Source organism: Salipaludibacillus daqingensis (genome assembly GCF_029891575.1).
Classification (GTDB): Bacteria; Bacillota; Bacilli; order Bacillales; family Salisediminibacteriaceae; genus Salipaludibacillus; species Salipaludibacillus daqingensis.
The window spans coordinates 33020-54341 of record NZ_JARZHF010000006.1; the positions used below are offsets into that span (position 1 = coordinate 33020).

Genomic DNA, 21322 nt, shown 5'->3' on the forward strand with positions numbered 1-21322 from the left:
GTCTAAAATACGATTAATTGATTAGTTTGAAACATTTTTGGCGAGGGTGTCCTGGACTAGTGCCCCATGCGAGTTGATTTAGTGAATTAAGGGTAACTAGAAGCGACGCCTAGTGCCCCATGCGAGCTGATTTTGGTGAAAGACGGTCAGAAGAGAAGGCGTCTTGTGCCAGACGTGAGCTGATTTTGGTGAAAGACGGTCAGAAGAGAAGGCGTCTTGTGCCAGACGTGAGCTGATTTTGGTGAAAGACGGTCAGAAGAGAAGGCGTCTTGTGCCAGACATGAGCTGATTTTGATGAAAGACGGTCAGAAGAGAAGGCGTCTTGTGCCAGACATGAGCTGATTAAACCTAAAGGTCAGCTAGAACTTAGGCAAAATGTGCCCAAATCCAACTATCTTTTTCAAAAATAGGTAACAAAAATCAAGAAATTCACATAAAAAAGTAAATGGACCTAATTATGAAAAAGTGATTGTTTTGATGATCGATGAGCGACTATAATAGAGAAGTCATCTTTTGAAAATCAATGTCAAAAAAAGTCTCTTTATGTAAGAAAATGTTATTATTTATAAATTTAATGATACATAGTTAGAGACATTGACTATAATCACCATGAAGAAGTACGTCATTCATTAAGTAAAGCCATAAAAGAACGGGAGAGTCATATTATGCATTTAACGAGGAGAGAGGGCTGGCTTGAAGTCGTTTGCGGAAGCATGTTTTCTGGAAAGTCAGAAGAACTAATTCGACGTGTACGCAGAGCAAGCTTTGGGCGCTTAAAAATTCAAGTTTTCAAACCTATTATGGATAATCGTTACAGCGAAAAAGAAGTTGTATCACATAACGGTACAAAAGTTTATGCGATTCCAATTCAGCAGGCGACAGACATTTTGGATAATATGGAGAAAGATACACAAGTTGTTGCCATTGACGAAGTTCAATTTTTTGACGATAAAATCACAGGCATCGTGCAACATTTGGCTGATGAAGGCATCCGCGTCATCGTTGCAGGGTTAGATCAAGATTTCCGTGGCGAGCCTTTTGGTTGTGTTCCAGAATTAATGTCACTAGCAGAAACAGTTACGAAGCTTCAAGCGATTTGTTTATCATGCGGGTCACCAGCGAGCCGAACGCAACGCCTAATTGACGGAAGTCCAGCATCTTATGATGATCCAATTATCCTTGTTGGCGCATCAGAATCATATGAGCCCCGCTGCAGACACTGCCATGAAGTTCCAGGGCAACCAGTGCTAGATGATATCAAAGATCGCACGATTGCAACAAATAATTAATCTAGAACGTATTGGAAAAACATGATGAAAATGCATGCTAATCTAAGTAGCCAAAATATAAATGACCTCAAGCTCTCGCGACAGCGAGAGCTTTTTCTGTTTGGTCTTTATTCTCATGCTATTTTTCCAAAAATATTCTGTCTCTACTCGTTTTCTTTTTGCATGAAAAAGTCTGTTACGGAAACCCTTATTGTAAGAGGTGATGAAAATGAACACAAAACAAATGATGATTTGTTTTATGATAGCACTTTGTTTTATAAGCGCATGTAATCGTCCAAATCCACCTGAAGTGGAAGGAAACGCACAAGGACAAGCGCAGGCACAATCGGAAACTCGTGGAGAAAGAAACAGCACACAGAAAGATTGGTCAAGAAGTTTATTTGGCCCTGGCCCGGCTAATTATGGATTCATTAATCATCAAAGTGACGCTTATGATCCAGAGCTGGAGGCTAATGTAACTGGAAAAAGTTTCAGGTCACTAAACGCCCCAAGACAAACCGAGGGCAATGATCAAGACCTGATTGAAGCGACTATTATCGACATGCCTGGATTCACTCCTGGTATGGTTATTCTTATTGGGTCTAAGGCTTGGGTAAATGTCACAGTTGAAACGAATTTGAACAAAGATGAGCAAGAAGAACAAAAAAAATACGTGGAACAGAAATTAATAGAAGCGAATCCTCGCTATCATTATGAAGTGAGAATATTTGATGCAAAAACATGAAAAGGTGACCAAATGGAAATGGATGTATTTAGTAGAACGTAGCTGCTGTGCTGGAGCTGCGTTTTTTATGTATGCATAAAGACTCATAAGGCAAAGCTTTTACGAAGAGGTGAGGAAGATGAAGATCAAACAAATCATGCTATACGTGTCAATATCACTTTGTGTGTTTAACGTCACGAGTGTCTCATTTTTTGAGACATTAGAGGGAAGAGTGCATGCTGTAACTTTCGATCTAACAAGTACCGAAAACGAGGGAAGATCAATCATAACGGAAACAGAAGCGGACGATGAATTCCAAATAGAGGACGTTCTCTACGACATGCCGGATGTGACGCCAATTTTTGTTAGCATTATTGACGGTCAAGCATGGGTATACATCTCGTTTGAAAGAATGTTAACGAGAGAGGAAGAGCAGGAGAAAAAAGCATTTATCGAACAAGAATTAACGAGGACAAACCCTCAATACGACTATAAAGTGAAAATTTATGGAGAAACAGAGTAAACAACGAAGCGATTCAATCGATGTTCGAAAGGAGAAGCGATGATCATGCACGCAAAACAAAGCATTGTTTGTTTCACGATTGGACTCGTATTTATGAGTGCCTGCAATCAGTCAAAGCCCCCTGAAGAAGAGGGAAATGCTCAAAGTGGAACAGCATTGCAAGAAGAGCAACCGGCACATAATATGGTCGATCGCAACATTTCCACTCATAGCCTAAAAGCGGACGAAACGTATATCGGAAAAAGTCGTCGTTACCTAGAAACGCCGCATCCAATGGAGGGGGACGACCAACTTTTAATAGAAGGGCTTATTTACGATATGCCTAGAGTAACGCCTGGAATGGTTTTGCTTATTGGAGAAAAAGCTTACGTAAACGTCATGTTCGACGAATACTTAACCGAAGAAGAGGAAATCGAACAAACCGCTTCCATATTAGAACGTCTTATTGAAGCGAATCCAGCCTACGAGTATCAAGTGATCATTAATCATTTCATGAAATAACACGACGCAAAAGCTTGGAAGGTTTCTAAACCATCACAACTTCAGCCGATCATCCAAGCACGCGGCTAAACGACAAATGTAAATAACGCAGCACCTATGGAGGTGCTGCGGCATTTTTCTATCCATTTTTGTTACCTGCTATCTTGCAAAAAATCTGTCTATCTTACAGCCTTCGCGCTCCTTGTTGCAAAGGGTCCCATGGAGAATTAAATGGTGGCGCGTAGCTAATGTCCAAGTTTTCCATATCTTCTGTCGTCATCTGATGATACAACGCTGTTGCCGCCACATCGATTCGCTTATCGATGCCGTGACCACCAATCGCTTGCACACCTAAAAGGCGATCTGTTTTCTTGTTTTTAATCATTCGGATGAACATATTATCTCCACCAGGGTAATAGTGAGCGTGAGGAGCACTGTCATAACCAATTACTTTATAATCGACTCCTAAATCTTTCGCTTCCTGTTCCCCTAATCCCGTTTTTCCAACAGCTAAATGAAAGAACTTCATCACAGACGTTCCGACCATTCCTTTAAACGTTTTGGATCCGCCAGCAATATTGACCCCAGCAATCCTGCCTTGCTTATTGGCGTGCGTGCCTAACGGAATGTAGTCGTCTTTTTCCTTGATTCGGTGATACTGCGTGGCACAATCTCCCGCAGCATAAATATTTTTCACGCTCGTTTCCATATAAGGATTAACGAGAATCGCACCCGTTTCGTGCAAGTGTATTCCAGTATTTTTCACAAAACTACTGTTTGGCTTCACGCCGATCGCGACGATGACCATGTCTGCTCGATACTCGCCTTTGTCGGTACGAACAACTTGAACCCGGGACTCCCCTTCAAACGCTTCGACCGATTCTCCCAACACAACTTCAATCCCTTTATCTTCCGCTTCCTTTTGAATGATTTCGCTAATCTCTGGATCATAAACCGTGCCGAGACGATCAGCTAAGTCGATAATCCTCACTTTTTTCCCTTTTTCCACCAAGTTTTCCGCGACTTCAAGGCCAATGTAGCCGCCACCAACAACCGTGACGTTTAACACGTCCTCTTTCATATCTTCCACAATTTTTTCTGCGTCAGGTATCGTTTTTAACACATGAATGCCCGTTAAATCTTTGCCCTCAAACGGAGGCAGAATCGGTGATGCCCCAGACGCAACGAGTAACTTATCATAGCTCACTTCAAACGGCTTCCCAGAGTCCGTCACCGTGCCTTTCACCACTTGGTTTTTCGCATCCACGTCTTGCACTTTATGATAAATACGAGCATCGATCCCTTTTTCTCGGAAAAATGAAATCTCACGTGCAATCAAATCATCTCGTTCAGGAACGACCCCACCTATGTAATATGGCAGTCCACACTGGGCATACGAATACACCGCTCCTTTTTCAAGAACCATCACGTTCCAATCCGGTTGCGCGCGAACCACCTGCATCGCCGCACTCATTCCTGCTGCATCTCCACCAATAATCACCACATTCATCTCATTTCCTCCTCCATAATGTTCATTCTCTTTGCTGAAAAAATCGCGTCCATCCAATTTTCGATAACGGATAAACCAATGATTCAGCTATCTACTTTATCTATTCCACAAAACATCCAATTAAAAACGTATACTTTATAGGGTATTTTGAAAACATAAAAAGCAACTTATATATCAGTACATTTCAATAACAGATTGATTTTAAGTAACTTAGGTCATATACTATAGAAAGACTTAAAAGAGTCATTAAAATGAGGTGAAGAATGTGTTTGACCGCCTAGAATCGGTAGAAGACCGCTATGAAAAACTGAATGAATTGCTTATGGACCCTGATATCACAAGCGACACGAACAAACTGCGCGATTATTCGAAAGAACAATCAGACATACAAGAAACAGTGGAAACGTATCGCGAGTACAAAAATGTCAAAAGTCAAATCGCTGAAGCGAAAGAGATGTTTAACGACAATCTTGACGATGAAATGCGCGAAATGGTGAAGATGGAAATCGACGAGCTCGAAGAACAAATCCCGCCATTAGAAGATAAATTACACTTTCTTCTTTTACCAAAAGATCCAAATGACGATAAAAACGTGATCGTCGAAATTCGTGGAGCCGCTGGGGGAGACGAAGCCGCATTATTTGCCGGCGACCTATTCCGCATGTACTCTCGCTACGCAGAAACGCGCGGCTGGAAGATGGAAGTCATCGAAACGAACGAAACAGGCATCGGTGGTTTTAAAGAAGTCATTTTCATGATCAACGGAAAAGGCGCTTACTCTCGCATGAAATATGAAAACGGAGCACACCGAGTCCAACGCGTTCCATCCACCGAATCAGGTGGTCGTATTCATACGTCAACAGCAACCGTAGCCGTCTTACCGGAAGCAGAAGAATTCCAAGTCGACATCCACGAGAAAGACATCCGCGTTGACACGTTCACGTCTAGCGGACCCGGAGGACAAAGCGTTAATACAACGATGTCCGCCGTCCGATTGACCCACATGCCAACCGGTACCGTCGTACAATGTCAAGACGAAAAATCACAAATCAAAAATAAAGAAAAAGCCATGAAAGTTCTTCGCGCAAGAATTTACGACAAATTGCAAAAAGAAGCCCAAGCAGAAATTGATCAGGACCGAAAATCGGCTATCGGAACAGGCGACCGCTCTGAGCGAATTCGCACATATAACTTCCCACAAAGCCGCGTCACCGATCACCGCATCGGCCTGACGATTCAAAAGCTCGATCAAATTCTCGAAGGTAAGCTCGATGAAATTATCGAAGCGCTCATCATCGAAGAACAATCATCACTCATGGAAGAAGCGAATAAATAATCATGACGAACGACCAAACAACCAAAGTATACGAAGCCCTCAACTGGGCTTCGTCTTTTTTACAAGCTAACAATTACGAACACCAAATAGGCCACCGGCTCCTGCAACACCACACCGGCTGGACCCGAACACAAATGCTAACCGAGTTACAAACCCAACTCACAAACGACATGCACGAGAAATTTGTCCGCGACGTCAAACTCGCCGCCACCGGCATACCTGTCCAACACATTACCGGCAGCGAAACATTCTACGGACGCAACTTTACCGTCAATAAACACGTGCTCATCCCACGACCCGAAACCGAAGAACTCATCGAAGCCATCATAGGCGCCACCGATGACGTCTTTCCCAGGAGAAGGCACAAGGACGATAAGGCACGACATGAAGGCGTGAGAAATAATCAACAACGATTATTGGACGACCATATCGCGGAAAATCCAGAAAACGCACGACATGAAGGCGTTGGAGCAAATCAACAACCACCAATGGACGGGCGTATTGGGGAAAATAAAGAGGAACCGCTACAAATTGTCGATGTAGGAACAGGAAGCGGCATCATCGCCATCACCTTGGCACTCGAGCTTACAAATAGTCGCGTTTTCGCATCAGACATCAGCTCCGAAGCCCTCGCTGTCGCGAAACAGAATGCAACCAATCTCGCAGCAGACGTGAGCTTTTTCGATGGAGACCTTCTAGAGCCCTTTCTAGAAACTGGAAAAAAAGCATCGATTATCGTATCAAACCCTCCTTACATTCCGGAAGTAGACCGAGCAAGCATGAAAGAAAACGTCACCGAGCACGAACCAGAAACGGCTCTCTTCGCAGGAGAAGATGGACTCGTTATTTACCGACGTTTAGCAAAACAAATTCCAAAGATGCTGTTGCGTCCAGGTATCATCGCCTTCGAAATCGGTCATGATCAAGGAGAAGCCGTCCGCGATATACTGGCAGCAGAACTTCCCAAAACAGCAAGCCTTCAAATCATAAACGATATTAACAACAACCAACGCATCGTCTTAGCAAAACTAAAAGAGTGATGAGCAAGTCCGATCCCAAACTGACTGGGATCGGACTTTTGTATTTCTAAGAGAGAGGCTGTTGATACGAGCCGTCCGCTTAAATGAGATAAGAAGTGAGTGTCAGCGTCTTGTGCCCGATGCGAGCTGATTTTGGAGAAAGACGGTCACAAGAGAAGGCCGCTTGAGACCGTTGCGAGCTGTTTGTGGAGAAAGACGGTCACAAGAGGAGCCCGCTTGTGCCCGATGCAAGCCGATTTTGGAAAAAGACGGTCACAAGAGGAGGGCGCTTGAGCCCGATGCGAGCTGTTTGTGGAGAAAGACGGTCACAAGAGGAGGGGGCTTGTGCCCGATGCGAGCTGATTTTGGAGAAAGACGGTCACAAGAGAAGGCCGCTTGAGACCGTTGCGAGCTAATTTTGGTGAAAGACGGTCACAAGAGGAGCCCGCTTGAGCCCGATGCAAGCCGATTTTGGAAAAAGACGGTCACAAGAGAAGGCCGCTTGAGACCGTTGCGAGCTAATTTTGGTGAAAGACGGTCACAAGAGGAGCCCGCTTGAGCCCGATGCAAGCCGATTTTGGAAAAAGACGGTCACAAGAGGAGGGCGCTTGTGCCCGATGCAAGCCGATTTTGGAAAAAGACGGTCACAAGAGAAGGGCGCTTGAGCCCGATGCGAGCTGATTTTGGAGAAAGACGGTCACAAGAGAAGGCCGCTTGAGACCGTTGCGAGCTGTTTGTGGAGAAAGACGGTCACAAGAGGAGCCCGCTTGTGCCCGATGCGAGCTGTTTGTGGAGAAAGACGGTCACAAGAGGAGGGCGCTTGAGCCCGATGCGAGCTGTTTGTGGAGAAAGACGGTCACAAGAGGAGGGGGCTTGAGCCCGATGCGAGCTGATTTTGGAGAAAGACGGTCACAAGAGGAGGGGGCTTGTGCCCGATGCGAGCAGTTTATGGTGAAAGACGGTCACAAGAGGAGCCCGCTTGAGCCCGATGCAAGCCGATTTTGGAAAAAGACGGTCACAAGAGGAGGGCGCTTGAGCCCGATGCAAGCCGATTTTGGTAAAAGACGGTCACAAGAGAAGGGCGCTTGTGCCCGATGCGAGCAGTTTATGGTGAAAGACGGTCACAAGAGGAGGGCGCTTGAGCCCGATGCGAGCCATTTTCGCAAATGACTGTCACAAGCCTCACCTCTCATTTGTCTCATTTTGTCGGACGTTTTCCTGTTTATTTTCCAACTAGTTTGCCAACAATGAGGAACATGAGGGAGGGGATGAACACGATGACGAAATTAAATCTATTAAACAAGCACAAACGATTTGTGCAAATGCCATTATATGTATTATTTATTATTTCCATACTATTTTTATCCTGGGAGGCGCATATCTTCTATCCATACTATGCAGGAGCGTCAGCATTATCGATGCCAGCAATGTCGGACGAGCAAGCGGTTCCTGAGGAGTCCATTCGGCTTCGTATTAAATCCAACAGCAATTCACCTGTTGACCAGCAAGTGAAGATCAATATTCGCAATGAGGTGAACCGACAAATCAGCCAATGGACAGGCAACCTTACTAGTTTAGAAGATGCAAGAGAAGAAATCGAATCTAGAATGCCAGCACTAGAGCAAATAGTTAGCGATGAGTTAGAAAAAGTAGGCAAGAAAACATCATTTCGAGTATCTTTAGATGACACCGACTTTCCAACCAAACAATATGGTAACCGAGTTTATCCAGAAGGAGAATATGAAGCCGTCTTTATCGAACTTGGGGACGGACTTGGGGATAACTGGTGGTGCGTACTATTCCCACCGCTCTGTTTCGTAGACGTAGCCGACAAAGACGAAGAGAAAACCGCGTATGCGGCTGATGATGTGGAAGACGAAGAAGAAGTAGAAGTATCCTTTTTCGTTGTAGATGTTGTTAAGAGTCTTTGGGCAAAAATCACGTGATATGCGTAACTATCCACAACTTATCCACAAATATTGGAAGCGTTATCTTTCCTTTTAAAACAGCAATTATTAACGAAAGGAATAATCATTTTTAGAAAAAGATCATATTTTCTCATCTCGTGAATAGTTTATAGTACAAGCTGTTTTACTATAGCTCTTGTTTTTTCAGGGATAGAGCTAGACGAGAAAGAGGGGATATCGATGAGTATGATTATACGCGAAGCAGTAGAAGCAGATGTGCTTCCACTCCAGCACTTTATTAGTAAAGCGGGTGTACCGCAAGATTTCATCCTTCGTGATTGGAAACTGTTTATAATAGCGGAAGGTGATCAACGAGAAATCATTGCCACAGCAGCATTGCAACCCGTAACAGAAGGGGAAACGCTCATACGCTCTGTTATCGTGGATGCAGATAAGGTAAATGGTAGTTTCGTGTTAAAGATGTTAGAGACAGCGCTGCAATATGCTTGGCAAAAAGAAGCCGACGTCGTATACGTCATGGCGACCCAGGCAAGTGACATGTTAGAAAAACTAGGGTTTTCCAAAGTCCCTCAAGAGGAATTATCAGAAGACATGCAACAAATTCCAGAAGTAGCAAAGTACCTTGATAAACGAGGGTATCTTTATCGACAACATCGACCTGTGGGTAAATAAGCGACTTATACCCACTCCTCCACAGACATATCCACAAAATTATCATCGTTATCCACATTAATTGTGGATAACGTTTTGTTTTTCCACTACTTAATCGTTATTGACGAACGAAACCGCTCTGCTTCTCATCGGTAGAAACGTGAACCGAATAACGAACCTCCAAAAAAACAAACCATGATAAAACGATGATTCCCCTTGACATTGAACGCAATCAAACGGACAATAATGAGCAGCAAGGAGGAACGATCGAGATGATAAATGACAAAACAATAGCATGGACTGTGGATAGAAATGTGGATAACTTAACGTTTTCCACAGAAATTCTGGAAGCGGCAGAACACATAAAGCAAAACCGCGTCATCGCATTCCCAACAGAAACCGTCTACGGACTAGGTGGGAACGCCGAATCGGACGAAGCGATCAACTTGATTTTTCAAGCAAAAGGAAGACCGTCAGACAACCCATTGATTGTCCACATCGCCTCAGAAGACCAGGTGGAGCGGTATGTGGAGGAAATTCCCAACAAGGCAAAAGCATTGATGGATGCCTTTTGGCCAGGGCCATTAACGATCGTGTTTCGCCACAATGGCACGTTATCCACAAAGGTGACGGCTGGACTTGAAACGGTAGCGATTCGCATGCCTGATCACCCGGTGGCACTAGCGATCATTGAAGCGGCAGGACGTCCTGTTGCTGCACCTAGCGCGAACCGATCAGGTCGACCGAGCCCAACTACGGCTGCCCATGTGCATGAAGACTTAAGTGGTCGAATCGCCGGCATTGTGGACGGAGGTAAGACAGGGGTTGGCGTTGAATCAACCGTTGTTGACTGCACATCACAAGACGTGATGATTTTGCGCCCAGGCGGGTTAACGAGAGAAGCAATAGAACAAGCCGTAGGAAAGGTTCTAGTTGATCCGGCTTTAACCGAAATAGACCAAGCTCCGCGTTCACCCGGAATGAAATATACCCACTATGCCCCGACGGCACCACTCATTCTCGTGGAAGGGGATCGAGACTTTTTTTGCGAACAAATAGATGATGCCAAGGCTTCCGGAAAAAAAGTAGGGGCACTCGTCACCGATGATTGTCACGGTCTAACGACGGCTCATAAAGAAGTGCGTATCGGACCAAGAGCTGACTTATCCACTGTTGCTCAACAGTTATATCCGGCGCTAAGATCATTTGCAAAAAACGAAGTAGACGTGATTTTTGCCCAAGTATTTCCTGAGTCTGACCTAGGAAGTGCGATCATGAATCGTTTAAGAAAAGCAGCAGGTGGCATGATCATTCATCAACACGAAAACAAATGAAAATAATCATACTAAACCCCTTTGGACATGCATAAATTTAAGTAGTTGTCCAAGGGGGGATTTTGTGTTCTCAGAGATGGTTACAATTATCATAATGGCAGTTGCATTAAGCATGGACGCCTTTTCTATTTCGTTAGGGCTTGGATTGCTTGGAATCAACTATCGACGCATCGTATTAATTGGCGTAACGGTTGGTATCTTTCACGCAGCGATGCCACTCTTAGGGATGTTTATCGGTCAACTTCTCTCATACATGATGGGGACGATCGCGCACTTCGTAGGTGGTAGTGGCCTCGTGATCCTCGGTTCTCAAATGCTCCTATCCACTTTTCGTCAAGAATCATCGATTATATTTTCGCCAAGGGGTATCGGGCTCCTTTTGTTTTCTATAAGCGTCAGTATCGACAGTTTTACCATAGGGTTAAGCCTCGGCATGATCGGGTTAAAAACCTGGGTGACAGTCATGAGTTTCGCGTTGTTTAGTGCGACCTTTACGTGGGCAGGGCTTTTGCTCGGAAAAAAGGTTGGGCCGTTCGTCGGAAATCAAAGTGAGTGGATCGGTGGTTTTATTTTGATCTTTTTCGGGGTAAAAATGATGGTAGGGGCATAGTAAAAAAATAATCCAAAAGATTTATCGAATGGTTGGAAGGATTTGTCCGTTAGGTATGATAAAATAATGAGAAGTTGTACAATAATGGTAGAAATTTGCATGTTCCCGTCAAAATATAGGCTGAAAAATACCTAGACTTTTCATGAGACAAGGACAAAAAATTCCAATACTAAAGCAGGAAGTAAGGGTGTGACGAAAATGGAAAGAATCCTTTTTGTATGTACAGGAAATACGTGCCGAAGTCCTATGGCAGAGGCGATTTTTGAGCATAAAAAAGAGTCAGAAAAACTAGAAGCGCGGTCCGCAGGTATTCATGGCCTAGAAGGAATGCCAATGTCAGAAGGATCGAAAATGGCGCTTGCCAAACGAGGTATCATGGAAAGTCATCAATCAGCAACACTTACAAAAGAGTTGATCCGTTGGTCTGACGTGATCCTAACGATGACAGAAACACATAAACGATTGGTGATAGAGCAGTATCCTGACATGAGACCTTACGTATTTACGTTGAGAGAATTTGCGCTAAATGATCCTACTGTGAAAAAGAAGTTAGCAGAATTAGAAGATCATGTGACCCAACTGGAATTAAAGCGAGCATCGTTCTTAGCGAATAACCAAGATAAAGTAGAACAATATAACCAAAAGAAACAGATCAATAATCAGTCTGCATTAGAGGAAGAGCTCCTTAACCAGCTTCACCCTCACCAAGCAGCGATTGACCGTCTAGAATGGGATTTACCATCGCTAGATATTAAAGATCCTTTCGGTGGCGATCAAGACACGTATGAACAAACATTTATAGAAATAGAAAAAGCGATTGATGATTTGCTCCTGCGATTGAAAAAAGGGGACACATCAAACTAACTGGGGGAATTTGGGGGAGTTTACAAATGAATAGAGAGAAGTTTGGACTTCGCAAAAAAATGGTCATCGGGATTTGCTCGGTGGCTGGGCTTACATATGTGACAAGTGCATTTTTTATTTTTTATTTATCAGATTTGATTGCAGATAACTTCGGGTTAAGTAGTGACGGTTTCATTATTGCAACGTTTATTTTAGGCGTGTTCTGGTGCGGGGTTTTAGGATATTTCGGCGCCGGGATGATCGTCAAACCGTTGCAACGATTGGAAGAAGCAGCAACCAAAGTAGCCGCCGGAGATATTCGCGCAAATGTGGATATACCGAATTCAAACGATGAATTGCGATCTCTCGCCATCGCTCACAATCATATGGTCGATAGCTTACGAGACATGGTCCAAGAAGTGAACGTAAATTTTTCAGCAACAAACGAAAAAGTCATTGAAATGAAAGAGTCATCGTCAGCAGCAGCGGAGCAAGCGGAAAACATTAGCCAAACGGTAGAAGAAATCTCGTCTGGTGCGGAAGGCTCTGCCAATGCGATCCAAAACACGGCTAGCCGTATGGAAGAAGTCACGGAAATGGCTGCGAAAGTACAAAGTCATGCTCAAAGTTCGGACAAGCTATCCAAAGAGATGGTCACCTCCTTGCAAGATAGTAGGCAAGTAGTGGAGTCCCTCGTCGGTGGCATTCAGCAGTTAGCTAAACAAAACGAAACGTCATTAACGGCGGTGCATCGTTTGGAAACAAACGCCACCAAAGTCGGAGAGATCATTTCTCTTGTTGGGGACATTGCTGAACAAACGAACTTGCTAGCTTTAAACGCATCAATTGAAGCCGCTCGCGCCGGAGAACAAGGCAGAGGATTTGCTGTTGTAGCAGATGAAGTACGTAAATTAGCGGACCAAAGTGGCCAAGCTGTTCAAGGCATTTCCAACTTAATCAAAAATATTCAATTAGAAGTTTCCCAAGTTGTAACACAAATCACGAATCAAGTCAGTGCAGCTAACTCAGAAGCTGAAAAAGGCACCAAAACAAACGAAGCCATCACCGACATGGCGAGCTCTGTCAACGAAGTGGCGGAGTCCATCAACGAAATCTTGCTTCTTGTTGATAAACAAATGACGGCGATCGAAGCGACGACAAACGAATCCCAAGACGTAGCGGCCATCGCCGAACAAACGTCTGCTGGAGCAGCAGACGTGACGTCATCGGCGCAAGAGCAAACAGCGGTGATGGAAGAAATCGCTGCATCCGCAGAAATATTGCTAGATCAAGCGAATAACTTGAAAAATACGATCCGTCGATTTACAGTTTAATCAAACGCTTGTTTGAAAATAACATCGATGCTGAAGCGAATGAATGATTTTACAAAATCAACACAGAACGAGAGAAAACAGCCCTCATAAATAAGCTTACAAACAGATAACCTAAGAAAGATAATCAAATGGAGGTATTCACGAATGAAAATTGCAATTGGATCTGATCATGCAGGTTATGCCCTTAAGGGAGAAATCGTAAAGGTAATTGAAGAGTTAGGACATGAAGTAAAAGATGTCGGGTGCGACTGTGCCGATTCCGTTGACTACGCCGACTACGGTATTCCGGCAGCTGAAATGGTTGCGAATGGAGAAGCGGATCGCGGCATCGTTATATGCGGGACGGGTATTGGCATGTCCATTTCAGCCAACAAAGTGAAAGGCATTCGCTGCGCCCTCGTTCACGACCTGTTCACTGCAAAAGCAACGAGAGAACACAACGATTCCAACGTATTAGCGATGGGCGAGCGTATCATTGGCCCAGGTATCGCACAAGAAATTGCCAAAGTATGGTTAACAACAGAATTTGAAGGTGGCCGCCACGCCCGTCGTATTGAAAAAATTTCAGACTACGAAGCGTAGACTAGATTTTGGTTTAGTGTAGTACGAGGTGAAACGGACGTTGCGATGACTATTATCAGCGCAACATGATGTACGACCCCTATTCGGATGGAGGTATCGGTGATGAGTCATTCAGAGAAAATTGCGACCCAACTGACCCAGGCACTCACGGAATTTCAAGACATAGCCAAACTAGAAGACGGAGATCTTTTCGTCATTGGAACGAGCACAAGCGAAGTGATCGGCAAGCATATCGGCAGCGCCGGCACAACCGAAGTTGCCACGGAACTATGGAAAGCACTTAGCAATTTTGCTGGAAAAACGGGAGTGAAACTCGCTTTTCAATGCTGTGAACATTTAAATCGCGCGATCGTTCTAGAAAAACGCGTCGCAAAAGAGCACCGGTTACCACTCGTTTCAGCTATTCCTGTTCCACAAGCTGGTGGCTCGATGGCATCATTCGTATATGGGAAAATGGAAGAACCAGTTGTTGTCGAAGAAGTAGCGGCTGATGCCGGTATCGACATAGGTGACACTTTCATTGGCATGCATTTGAAAAAAGTAGCCGTACCTGTGCGCACGTCGGTGAAAAGCATCGGCGAAGCCCATCTAACATTAGCAAAAACAAGGCCTAAACTAATCGGCGGTGCACGAGCCGTTTACACACTAACCAAAAGCGATTAATTGCATAAACTATAGCAAGGGGCTTCGAGCATCGTCTCGGGGTTCCTTTGTTAGATTTTTACAGCTTGAGTGGGGTTGGGATGAGTCAGGGGGAGAGCGCACATACAATTAGAGAACGCAACTAGAGAGATCGTCTTGTGCCCGTTGCGAGCTGATTTTGATGAAAGACGGTCACAAGAGGATGTCGCTTGTGCCTTTGCGAGCTGATTTTGGTGAAAGACGGTCACAAGAGGATGTCGCTTGTGCCCGTTGCGAGCTGATTTTGGTAAAAGACGGTCACAAGAGGATGTCGCTTGTGACAGTTGCGAGCGGATTTTGATGAAAGACGGTCACAAGAGGATGTCGCTTGTGCCCGTTGCGAGCTGATTTTGGTAAAAGACGGTCACAAGAGGATGTCGCTTGTGACAGTTGCGAGCTGATTTTGATGAAAGACGGTCACAAGAGGATGTCGCTTGTGACCGTTGTGAGCTGATTTTGATGAAAGACGGTCACTAGAGGAACCAACTAGTGACCTAAACGAGATGATTTTTGATAATTAGGGGCACTAGTAAGCCAGCGCCAAAAAATACCAACATGTACAAACCCCCCCAACCTGTCAAAGCACCAATCGCCGTATCATTAACCAAAAATACTTAAAAATGAATGTAAAAGGTAATCGATGTTCAAAGGTTTGTGAATGTTCTTACCATGTTTACCATTAATAGACTGAAAATTCGTGAACATTTCAATTGGTAACGGATACATTTGTCTGACAAGTCGTTTGACCTTTTACATCTGACGAATAAACGTATAGAATAGAACACAGATTGATAACAACGCATAGACAATTTGGAACATAGTCAGCGTGAATGAGCTCAGGGAGGGTTTTGACAAATGACGACGATCGATAAACAAGATTTAAACCATGTAAGGACACAAGACCAAGAGGTTTTTGCAGCGATGGAGGCTGAGCTTAAACGCCAGCAAGATAACATTGAATTAATCGCATCGGAGAACTTTGTATCAAAAGCAGTCATGGAAGCGCAAGGATCTGTCTTAACGAACAAGTATGCAGAAGGATACCCAGGCAAACGTTACTATGGAGGGTGTGAGCACGTAGACGTGGTAGAAAACCTCGCTCGTGATCGTGCGAAAAAGCTATTTGGTGCAGAACATGCCAATGTACAACCCCATTCTGGTGCCCAAGCAAACATGGGTGTTTACTTTGCCTTTCTTGATCAAGGAGATACAGTGCTTGGTATGGACTTGTCACACGGAGGCCATTTAACTCACGGTAGTCGCGTGAATTTCAGTGGGAAGCAGTACAACTTTGTTGATTATGGTGTCGATAAAGAGACGAGCACGATCAACTACGAAGATGTGCGTGCGAAGGCAATCGAACATAAACCGAAGATGATTGTCGCTGGAGCAAGTGCGTATCCTCGTGAAATAGATTTTGCGAAGTTCCGTGAAATTGCTGATGAAGTGAATGCATATCTCATGGTAGATATGGCTCACATTGCCGGATTGGTCGCAACAGGTCATCACCAAAACCCTGTTCCATTTGCTGACTTTGTTACAACAACGACACATAAAACGCTACGCGGACCTCGTGGTGGTATGATTCTTTGTAAAGAAGAATATGCAAAGAAAATTGACAAAGCGATGTTCCCAGGTCTTCAAGGTGGACCGCTTATGCACGTGATTGCTTCCAAGGCCGTTGCATTTGGCGAAGCGTTACAAGAGGATTTCACGATTTATTCTAAGCAAGTTAAATTGAATGCCGCAGCTCTAGCCGCCTCTCTGAAAGAGGAAGGCATCGATCTTGTTTCTGGAGGAACGGATAACCACTTAGTATTACTTGATTTAAGAGGGTTATCTTTGACAGGAAAAATCGCGGAGGAAGCGTTGGACCATGTGGGGATTACAGCGAACAAAAATACAATCCCGTTTGACCCAGAAAGCCCGTTCGTTACAAGTGGTTTACGCATCGGTACGGCAGCTGTGACGTCTCGTGGTTTCAAGGAGAAAGAGCTTGAGAGTGTGGGTAAAATCATGGCGCTTGTGTTGAAGAATGTGGATGACGAAGATTCTTTGAAAAATGCAAAGGAAGCGGTTCTTGAGTTAACGGGGCGTTTCCCGCTTTACGAATAAAAATATGGTAAATGTTGTTAGCACCTGTCTTTGTGGCGGGTGCTAATTTTTGAGTTGTATCGGTGAGAATTTGTGGAATCGGTGAAAATGTCGAATTCGGTCTTGAATGTGGCGGTCTTTTTGTGTAAACTTTCCTAGAAGTACATAAATGATTGGCTTTTTTTGTCTAAAAATGGGTTGGGAAAAGCTGAAATATATTGGAAAAAGGAGCGGGAATTCATGGGTAAAGTATATGTGTTCGATCATCCTCTCATTCAGCATAAGCTGACGTATATTCGGGACAAGGGGACGGGTACGAAGGAATTTCGTGAGTTAACAAATGAGATTGCTGGCTTGATGGCGTTTGAAATTACGCGAGAGCTTCCACTTCGTGATGTTGAGGTGGAGACCCCGGTAGCGACGGCAAAGTGCCGAACGATTTCTGGGAAAAAGTTAGGGATCATTCCGATTCTTCGTGCTGGGCTAGGCATGGTTGATGGCATCATGGGATTAATTCCTGCGGCGAAGGTTGGTCACGTTGGGTTGTATCGTGATCCGGAGACGTTGAAGCCAGTGGAATACTACGTGAAGCTTCCGAAGGACATTGAAGAACGTGAATTAATCGTCGTGGATCCGATGCTTGCGACGGGTGGCTCGGCGATCGAAGCGATTAATGTCGTTAAAAATCGTGGCGGAAAGAACATCAAATTGATGTGCCTCGTTGCTGCTCCTGAAGGCGTTGACGAGATGAAGAAAGCTCATCCAGACGTGGATATTTATCTTGCAGCGCTGGACGAGAAATTGAATGAAAAAGGTTACATCGTTCCTGGTTTGGGCGATGCTGGTGACCGACTGTTCGGGACGAAGTAATCATCGACGCTCGAGTTCGCTGAGCGATACAAATGAAAATACGTTAACAAGGGAGAGAGCTGCGGCTTTCTCCTTTTTTGATGTTTAAAGAGGGTGTTCATAGTTCCCGACGAGAGAGAGCGACGGCGTTGAAAGGCAGTAAGTGACTAGAATCAAACAGGAGGGATCAAGGCAAAAGAATAATTGTTTATTTTTGGTAAGTTTTTTACGTTGTTTCAGGTTACGTTGTCACGCAGGGGCGAGCTAGTGCCCCATCCAGCGAAAAAAGAGCGATTAAGGGTCACTTAATCCCCAATACTAATGACGATCCAACAGAAAAAAGACAAAATGACTAATTTTAATAAAAACCATCAAAAGCCCCTCCATTGAAAATCTAGAATCTCAAAGGATAAAACAGTAACAAATGACAAAAGATAGAGGAGCATGAATGCTTACGAAAGGGGGATGGATATTGGTAGATAGTCATAACGATCGCACATTATCAAAGAAAATAGTGGCAGTCTGGCTCGTGTGCATAGCTTCAATATTATTCTTTCCGCTAGCAGGATCGGAAGCGACGCACGCAGCGGAAGCGATGCAAATGACAGAAAAAGCGCACGCATTAGAAGCTGCCCAAACAGCAGAGGCAAAGTATCCGATAGAAATTTCACAAATAAACGATCCAGCGTACGCTGCTAAAACGTCGCAAATGACAGAAACGCCACACGAAGCAGAAACAGAAACACAAACAGCGCACCAAACCGATGCGACGCACCAAATCAAAAAAGCACAACCCACTCAAACGCGCAATGACGAAAAGAAGCCAATCATTTTTCCGAACAGACCTATTATCGATGATGATGTACTAGCGATTGGCACGAGAAATGAACAGTCGTCGATTTACATTATTGAAGCAGAAGACAATCCAGAGAAACTCGCCGAAGAACTTCAAAAAACCGTCGATGGCGTCGAACTCCGCAAAATGTTTGGACGAATATACAATGGTTTTTCAATACAACTCTCCGAAGATCACCTTGAGACAATCGCTAATATGGAAGGCGTATCGAGAGTGGATGAGTTAGCTTATTATGAGCCTTATGTCGATGAAAGTATTCCGTTTATAGGCGGAACTTCTGGTGAATCGAAGAGCCTTTTCACCAGAGCTGATGACACCCTCACCGGGAAAGGCGTGAAGGTCGCGGTGATCGACACAGGAGTTGATTATGAGCATCCGGACTTAAAGGACAGTTACCACGGTGGTTTTGATGTGATTGACCAAGACGACGATCCGATGGAAACGCTGAGAGATGAAGGGATACCTACGTTCCACGGTACCCACGTAGCAGGAATTATTTCTGCTAACGGAAAACTAAAAGGGGTCGCGCCTGAATCAGAAATTTATGCGTATCGTGCGTTAGGTCCAACAGGGATGGGGACAACGGAACAGGTGATTGAAGCGATTGAAAAGGCTGTGGAAGATGAGGTGGATGTGATCAACCTATCGTTAGGAAATACGGTGAACGGGCCTGACTGGCCGACGAGTATAGCCCTTGATAAAGCAGTGGAAAGTGGCATTGTTGCGGTCACATCAAACGGGAATAGTGGACCGAATTTATGGACCGTTGGGTCACCTGGGACGTCGACAAAAGCCATTTCAGTCGGAGCGTCGACACCACCACTCGAAATTCCATACTTGATCACAGATTCCGAACGTAAAAGTGAAATCCCATTGCAACCGATGCAAAAAGCAGCAAAGTGGGAATTCAAACGTTCTCACCCTTTTGTAGACGTTGGACTTGGACGGCAGGAAGATTATGAAGGCATCGATGTGAAAAATAGCATCGTGTTAGCGAAGCGGGGGCTAATTAGTTTTACGATGAAAGCAAAAATGGCTAAAGCAAAAGGAGCAAAAGCACTCATCGTTTACAATCACCAGCCTGGAGAGTTTGCTGGTATGTTGGAGGAACCCGTCGATCTTCCTGCTGTCAGTGTCACAAAAGAGGACGGGGAAAAGCTCAGCGAGATCCTGGCAAAAAATAATGACGAACATATCCGCACGATTTATCGAGAAGAAGAGGATCAAATCGCCCCATTTAGTTCACGGGGACCAGTTACTCATACGTGGGAAGTGAAGCCTGATTTAGTTGCACCTGGAGTTCAAATTGATAGCACGATCCCATCAGGGTATCTCGATTTAAACGGGACAAGCATGGCTGCACCTCATGTGACAGGAGCGGTGGCTTTGATCAAAGAAAAGTATCCAGACTGGACGCCGGAACAAATCAAAGCTTCTTTAATGAACACGGCAAAAACGTTGTATGATAGCGATGGCAATCCGCACGCTCCACACGTACAAGGAACAGGAAGAATCCAACTAAATAAAGCGTTGTCCGCAGAAACTCTCGTTTATCCAGGACAAATTAGTTTCGGACAGTGGCTTCGTACAGAAAGTCGATTAGAAAAAGACGTGACGCTGACGATTGAAAATGTATCTGATGAAGCGAAAAAATACACGATTGAGCCACCGTTTGATGTGCCAGATGGGATTCAATGGAAAGTACCTTTTTCCGTTTACGTAAAGCCAGGTGAAAAAAAGGATGTCACCGTTTCTGTCGATGTTTTTCCGTCTGTTTTTGAAGAGGGAATGTATCATGATCGCATCAATGTCCGCAGCGGCGATGATGTGACACATGTCCCTTATCTCTTTTTTGTCGAAGAACCAAACTATCCGAGACTAATGTCATTTATGATGGAGCATAAAGAAGAACCAAAAAATTATCACTATGAAGTGTATTTACCAGGTGGGGCAGACGAGTTAGGCATTGCCTTATATGACCCTGACACGTTTCAATTTCTATCCTATTTAGATGTAGAGAAAGATATCCATCGCGGCATGTTTGAAAAAGACATTGTCATTGAAGATATAGACGTTGGTGTATACAAAGCGCTGATTTTTGCTCGAAAGGGAGATCAAGAAGATACGATTGAACAAATGCTATTTATTGGGGATTAAGCTAAGCGACTGCAACACGAGAAAACAACCTTCCCTCAAAAAACACCTGACCAAGTAGGAAAACGAGGTAACGTACGTGCAGAAAGGCAGAACAAAAATTCAGAACGAGATAGAGTCACCTTTCTTTCCAATATATACTAAAACTCAGCCTCAATAACATCCATTGCTACCAAATTTATATACAAACGTTCTGGGTATTTTATTGCCCGGAACACCTCTTTCCCTCTACAAAACTCTGGAAAATAGCTCCATAATAGTAAGATGAGCCCTTACCTGAAAAATACTTCTCTATACTGAAAATTCAGACTTTATTTTTATTGGAAATTAAACAGACAATTTAGCGAAATTTATGTATAATAGAAACGTGCAAAAGATCATATTTTGTATTTTTTGTGAACAAACCTGAAAGCGTTTCATCATATTTAAGTATTCGTTTTCATTGTGTTTTCCTACCCCAAGTTATATTGACAGTGACCCTTGCCTGTTGTACGATTACAAAGGATATCTACCATTATCAAAATTTATGTTGAACATGAATTCAAC

Annotated in this window: 18 protein-coding genes and 1 pseudogene; 18 read left to right on the forward strand and 1 reads right to left on the reverse strand. The window is 44.1% G+C overall.

The window, feature by feature from the left end:
- Positions 1–665 precede the first annotated feature (665 nt).
- The 4 genes from QDN89_RS12565 (at position 666) to QDN89_RS12580 (ending at position 3016) form a co-directional block, all read left to right on the forward strand.
- Positions 666–1289, forward strand: coding sequence for a thymidine kinase (locus tag QDN89_RS12565; RefSeq protein WP_280770497.1), 624 nt, complete (start codon positions 666–668; stop codon positions 1287–1289).
- Positions 1290–1497: 208 nt separating this feature from the next.
- Positions 1498–2013, forward strand: coding sequence for a hypothetical protein (locus QDN89_RS12570; RefSeq protein ID WP_280770498.1), 516 nt, complete (start codon positions 1498–1500; stop codon positions 2011–2013).
- A 118-nt stretch (positions 2014–2131) separates the two neighbouring features.
- Complete coding sequence (locus tag QDN89_RS12575) at positions 2132–2515, forward strand: hypothetical protein (RefSeq protein WP_280770499.1); 384 nt, start codon at positions 2132–2134, stop codon at positions 2513–2515.
- Positions 2516–2560: 45 nt separating this feature from the next.
- Complete coding sequence (locus QDN89_RS12580; RefSeq protein WP_280770500.1) at positions 2561–3016, forward strand: hypothetical protein; 456 nt, start codon at positions 2561–2563, stop codon at positions 3014–3016.
- Positions 3017–3179: 163 nt separating this feature from the next.
- Here QDN89_RS12580 and QDN89_RS12585 read toward each other — a convergent pair whose 3' ends face one another.
- A complete protein-coding gene (locus tag QDN89_RS12585) occupies positions 3180–4505 on the reverse strand; it encodes a CoA-disulfide reductase (protein ID WP_280770501.1) in 1326 nt (441 codons plus the stop codon).
- A 265-nt stretch (positions 4506–4770) separates the two neighbouring features.
- Here QDN89_RS12585 and prfA point away from each other — a divergent pair, with 265 nt between their 5' ends.
- The 14 genes and pseudogenes from prfA to QDN89_RS12655 all read left to right on the forward strand — a co-directional run bounded on the left by prfA (position 4771) and on the right by QDN89_RS12655 (position 20779).
- On the forward strand, positions 4771–5841 hold the full coding sequence (gene prfA / locus QDN89_RS12590) for a peptide chain release factor 1 (RefSeq protein ID WP_280770502.1): 1071 nt from the start codon (positions 4771–4773) through the stop codon (positions 5839–5841).
- 2 nt (positions 5842–5843) lie between these two features.
- Positions 5844–6020: pseudogene (locus tag QDN89_RS12595) on the forward strand (peptide chain release factor N(5)-glutamine methyltransferase); the annotation flags it as partial.
- A gap of 213 nt (positions 6021–6233) precedes the next feature.
- The gene (locus QDN89_RS12600; protein WP_280770747.1) at positions 6234–6881 is read left to right on the forward strand and encodes a N5-glutamine methyltransferase family protein; all 648 of its coding nucleotides are present in this window, start codon (positions 6234–6236) and stop codon (positions 6879–6881) included.
- Between the two features lie 1256 nt (positions 6882–8137).
- Positions 8138–8806, forward strand: coding sequence for a stage II sporulation protein R (spoIIR, locus tag QDN89_RS12605; protein WP_280770503.1), 669 nt, complete (start codon positions 8138–8140; stop codon positions 8804–8806).
- Positions 8807–9007: 201 nt separating this feature from the next.
- The gene (locus QDN89_RS12610; RefSeq protein ID WP_280770504.1) at positions 9008–9460 is read left to right on the forward strand and encodes a GNAT family N-acetyltransferase; all 453 of its coding nucleotides are present in this window, start codon (positions 9008–9010) and stop codon (positions 9458–9460) included.
- A 251-nt stretch (positions 9461–9711) separates the two neighbouring features.
- Positions 9712–10773, forward strand: coding sequence for an L-threonylcarbamoyladenylate synthase (locus QDN89_RS12615; RefSeq protein ID WP_280770505.1), 1062 nt, complete (start codon positions 9712–9714; stop codon positions 10771–10773).
- Between the two features lie 64 nt (positions 10774–10837).
- Positions 10838–11383 carry a manganese efflux pump MntP gene (locus tag QDN89_RS12620; protein WP_280770506.1) on the forward strand — a complete coding sequence of 182 codons (546 nt, stop codon included), beginning with the start codon at positions 10838–10840 and terminating at the stop codon, positions 11381–11383.
- A 198-nt stretch (positions 11384–11581) separates the two neighbouring features.
- Positions 11582–12247 (forward strand): low molecular weight protein arginine phosphatase, encoded by a 666-nt coding sequence (locus QDN89_RS12625; RefSeq protein ID WP_280770748.1) that lies wholly within the window; start codon positions 11582–11584, stop codon positions 12245–12247.
- A gap of 26 nt (positions 12248–12273) precedes the next feature.
- Complete coding sequence (locus tag QDN89_RS12630) at positions 12274–13560, forward strand: methyl-accepting chemotaxis protein (protein WP_280770507.1); 1287 nt, start codon at positions 12274–12276, stop codon at positions 13558–13560.
- 144 nt (positions 13561–13704) lie between these two features.
- Positions 13705–14142 (forward strand): ribose 5-phosphate isomerase B, encoded by a 438-nt coding sequence (gene rpiB, locus QDN89_RS12635; RefSeq protein ID WP_280770508.1) that lies wholly within the window; start codon positions 13705–13707, stop codon positions 14140–14142.
- Positions 14143–14229: 87 nt separating this feature from the next.
- Positions 14230–14805: a TIGR01440 family protein gene (locus QDN89_RS12640; protein ID WP_280770509.1), complete on the forward strand. Its 576-nt coding sequence runs from the start codon at positions 14230–14232 to the stop codon at positions 14803–14805.
- Positions 14806–15678: 873 nt separating this feature from the next.
- Positions 15679–16938, forward strand: coding sequence for a serine hydroxymethyltransferase (locus tag QDN89_RS12645; RefSeq protein ID WP_280770510.1), 1260 nt, complete (start codon positions 15679–15681; stop codon positions 16936–16938).
- Positions 16939–17157: 219 nt separating this feature from the next.
- Positions 17158–17787 carry a uracil phosphoribosyltransferase gene (gene upp / locus QDN89_RS12650; protein WP_280770511.1) on the forward strand — a complete coding sequence of 210 codons (630 nt, stop codon included), beginning with the start codon at positions 17158–17160 and terminating at the stop codon, positions 17785–17787.
- Positions 17788–18238: 451 nt separating this feature from the next.
- Positions 18239–20779, forward strand: coding sequence for a S8 family serine peptidase (locus tag QDN89_RS12655; RefSeq protein ID WP_280770512.1), 2541 nt, complete (start codon positions 18239–18241; stop codon positions 20777–20779).
- Positions 20780–21322 lie beyond the last annotated feature (543 nt).

Excerpts from the sequence above, each read along its gene's own strand:
- QDN89_RS12575 (WP_280770499.1), top strand. The coding sequence starts at position 2,132 with ATGAAGATCAAACAAATCATGCTATACGTGTCAATATCACTTTGTGTG.
- QDN89_RS12625 (WP_280770748.1), top strand. The coding sequence starts at position 11,582 with ATGGAAAGAATCCTTTTTGTATGTACAGGAAATACGTGCCGAAGTCCT.
- QDN89_RS12640 (WP_280770509.1), top strand. The coding sequence starts at position 14,230 with ATGGAGGTATCGGTGATGAGTCATTCAGAGAAAATTGCGACCCAACTG.
- QDN89_RS12610 (WP_280770504.1), top strand. The coding sequence starts at position 9,008 with ATGAGTATGATTATACGCGAAGCAGTAGAAGCAGATGTGCTTCCACTC.
- QDN89_RS12565 (WP_280770497.1), top strand. The coding sequence starts at position 666 with ATGCATTTAACGAGGAGAGAGGGCTGGCTTGAAGTCGTTTGCGGAAGC.
- QDN89_RS12585 (WP_280770501.1), bottom strand. The coding sequence starts at position 4,505 with ATGAATGTGGTGATTATTGGTGGAGATGCAGCAGGAATGAGTGCGGCG.
- QDN89_RS12630 (WP_280770507.1), top strand. The coding sequence starts at position 12,274 with ATGAATAGAGAGAAGTTTGGACTTCGCAAAAAAATGGTCATCGGGATT.
- rpiB (WP_280770508.1), top strand. The coding sequence starts at position 13,705 with ATGAAAATTGCAATTGGATCTGATCATGCAGGTTATGCCCTTAAGGGA.
- spoIIR (WP_280770503.1), top strand. The coding sequence starts at position 8,138 with ATGACGAAATTAAATCTATTAAACAAGCACAAACGATTTGTGCAAATG.
- QDN89_RS12615 (WP_280770505.1), top strand. The coding sequence starts at position 9,712 with ATGATAAATGACAAAACAATAGCATGGACTGTGGATAGAAATGTGGAT.
- QDN89_RS12580 (WP_280770500.1), top strand. The coding sequence starts at position 2,561 with ATGCACGCAAAACAAAGCATTGTTTGTTTCACGATTGGACTCGTATTT.
- QDN89_RS12570 (WP_280770498.1), top strand. The coding sequence starts at position 1,498 with ATGAACACAAAACAAATGATGATTTGTTTTATGATAGCACTTTGTTTT.
- QDN89_RS12645 (WP_280770510.1), top strand. The coding sequence starts at position 15,679 with ATGACGACGATCGATAAACAAGATTTAAACCATGTAAGGACACAAGAC.
- upp (WP_280770511.1), top strand. The coding sequence starts at position 17,158 with ATGGGTAAAGTATATGTGTTCGATCATCCTCTCATTCAGCATAAGCTG.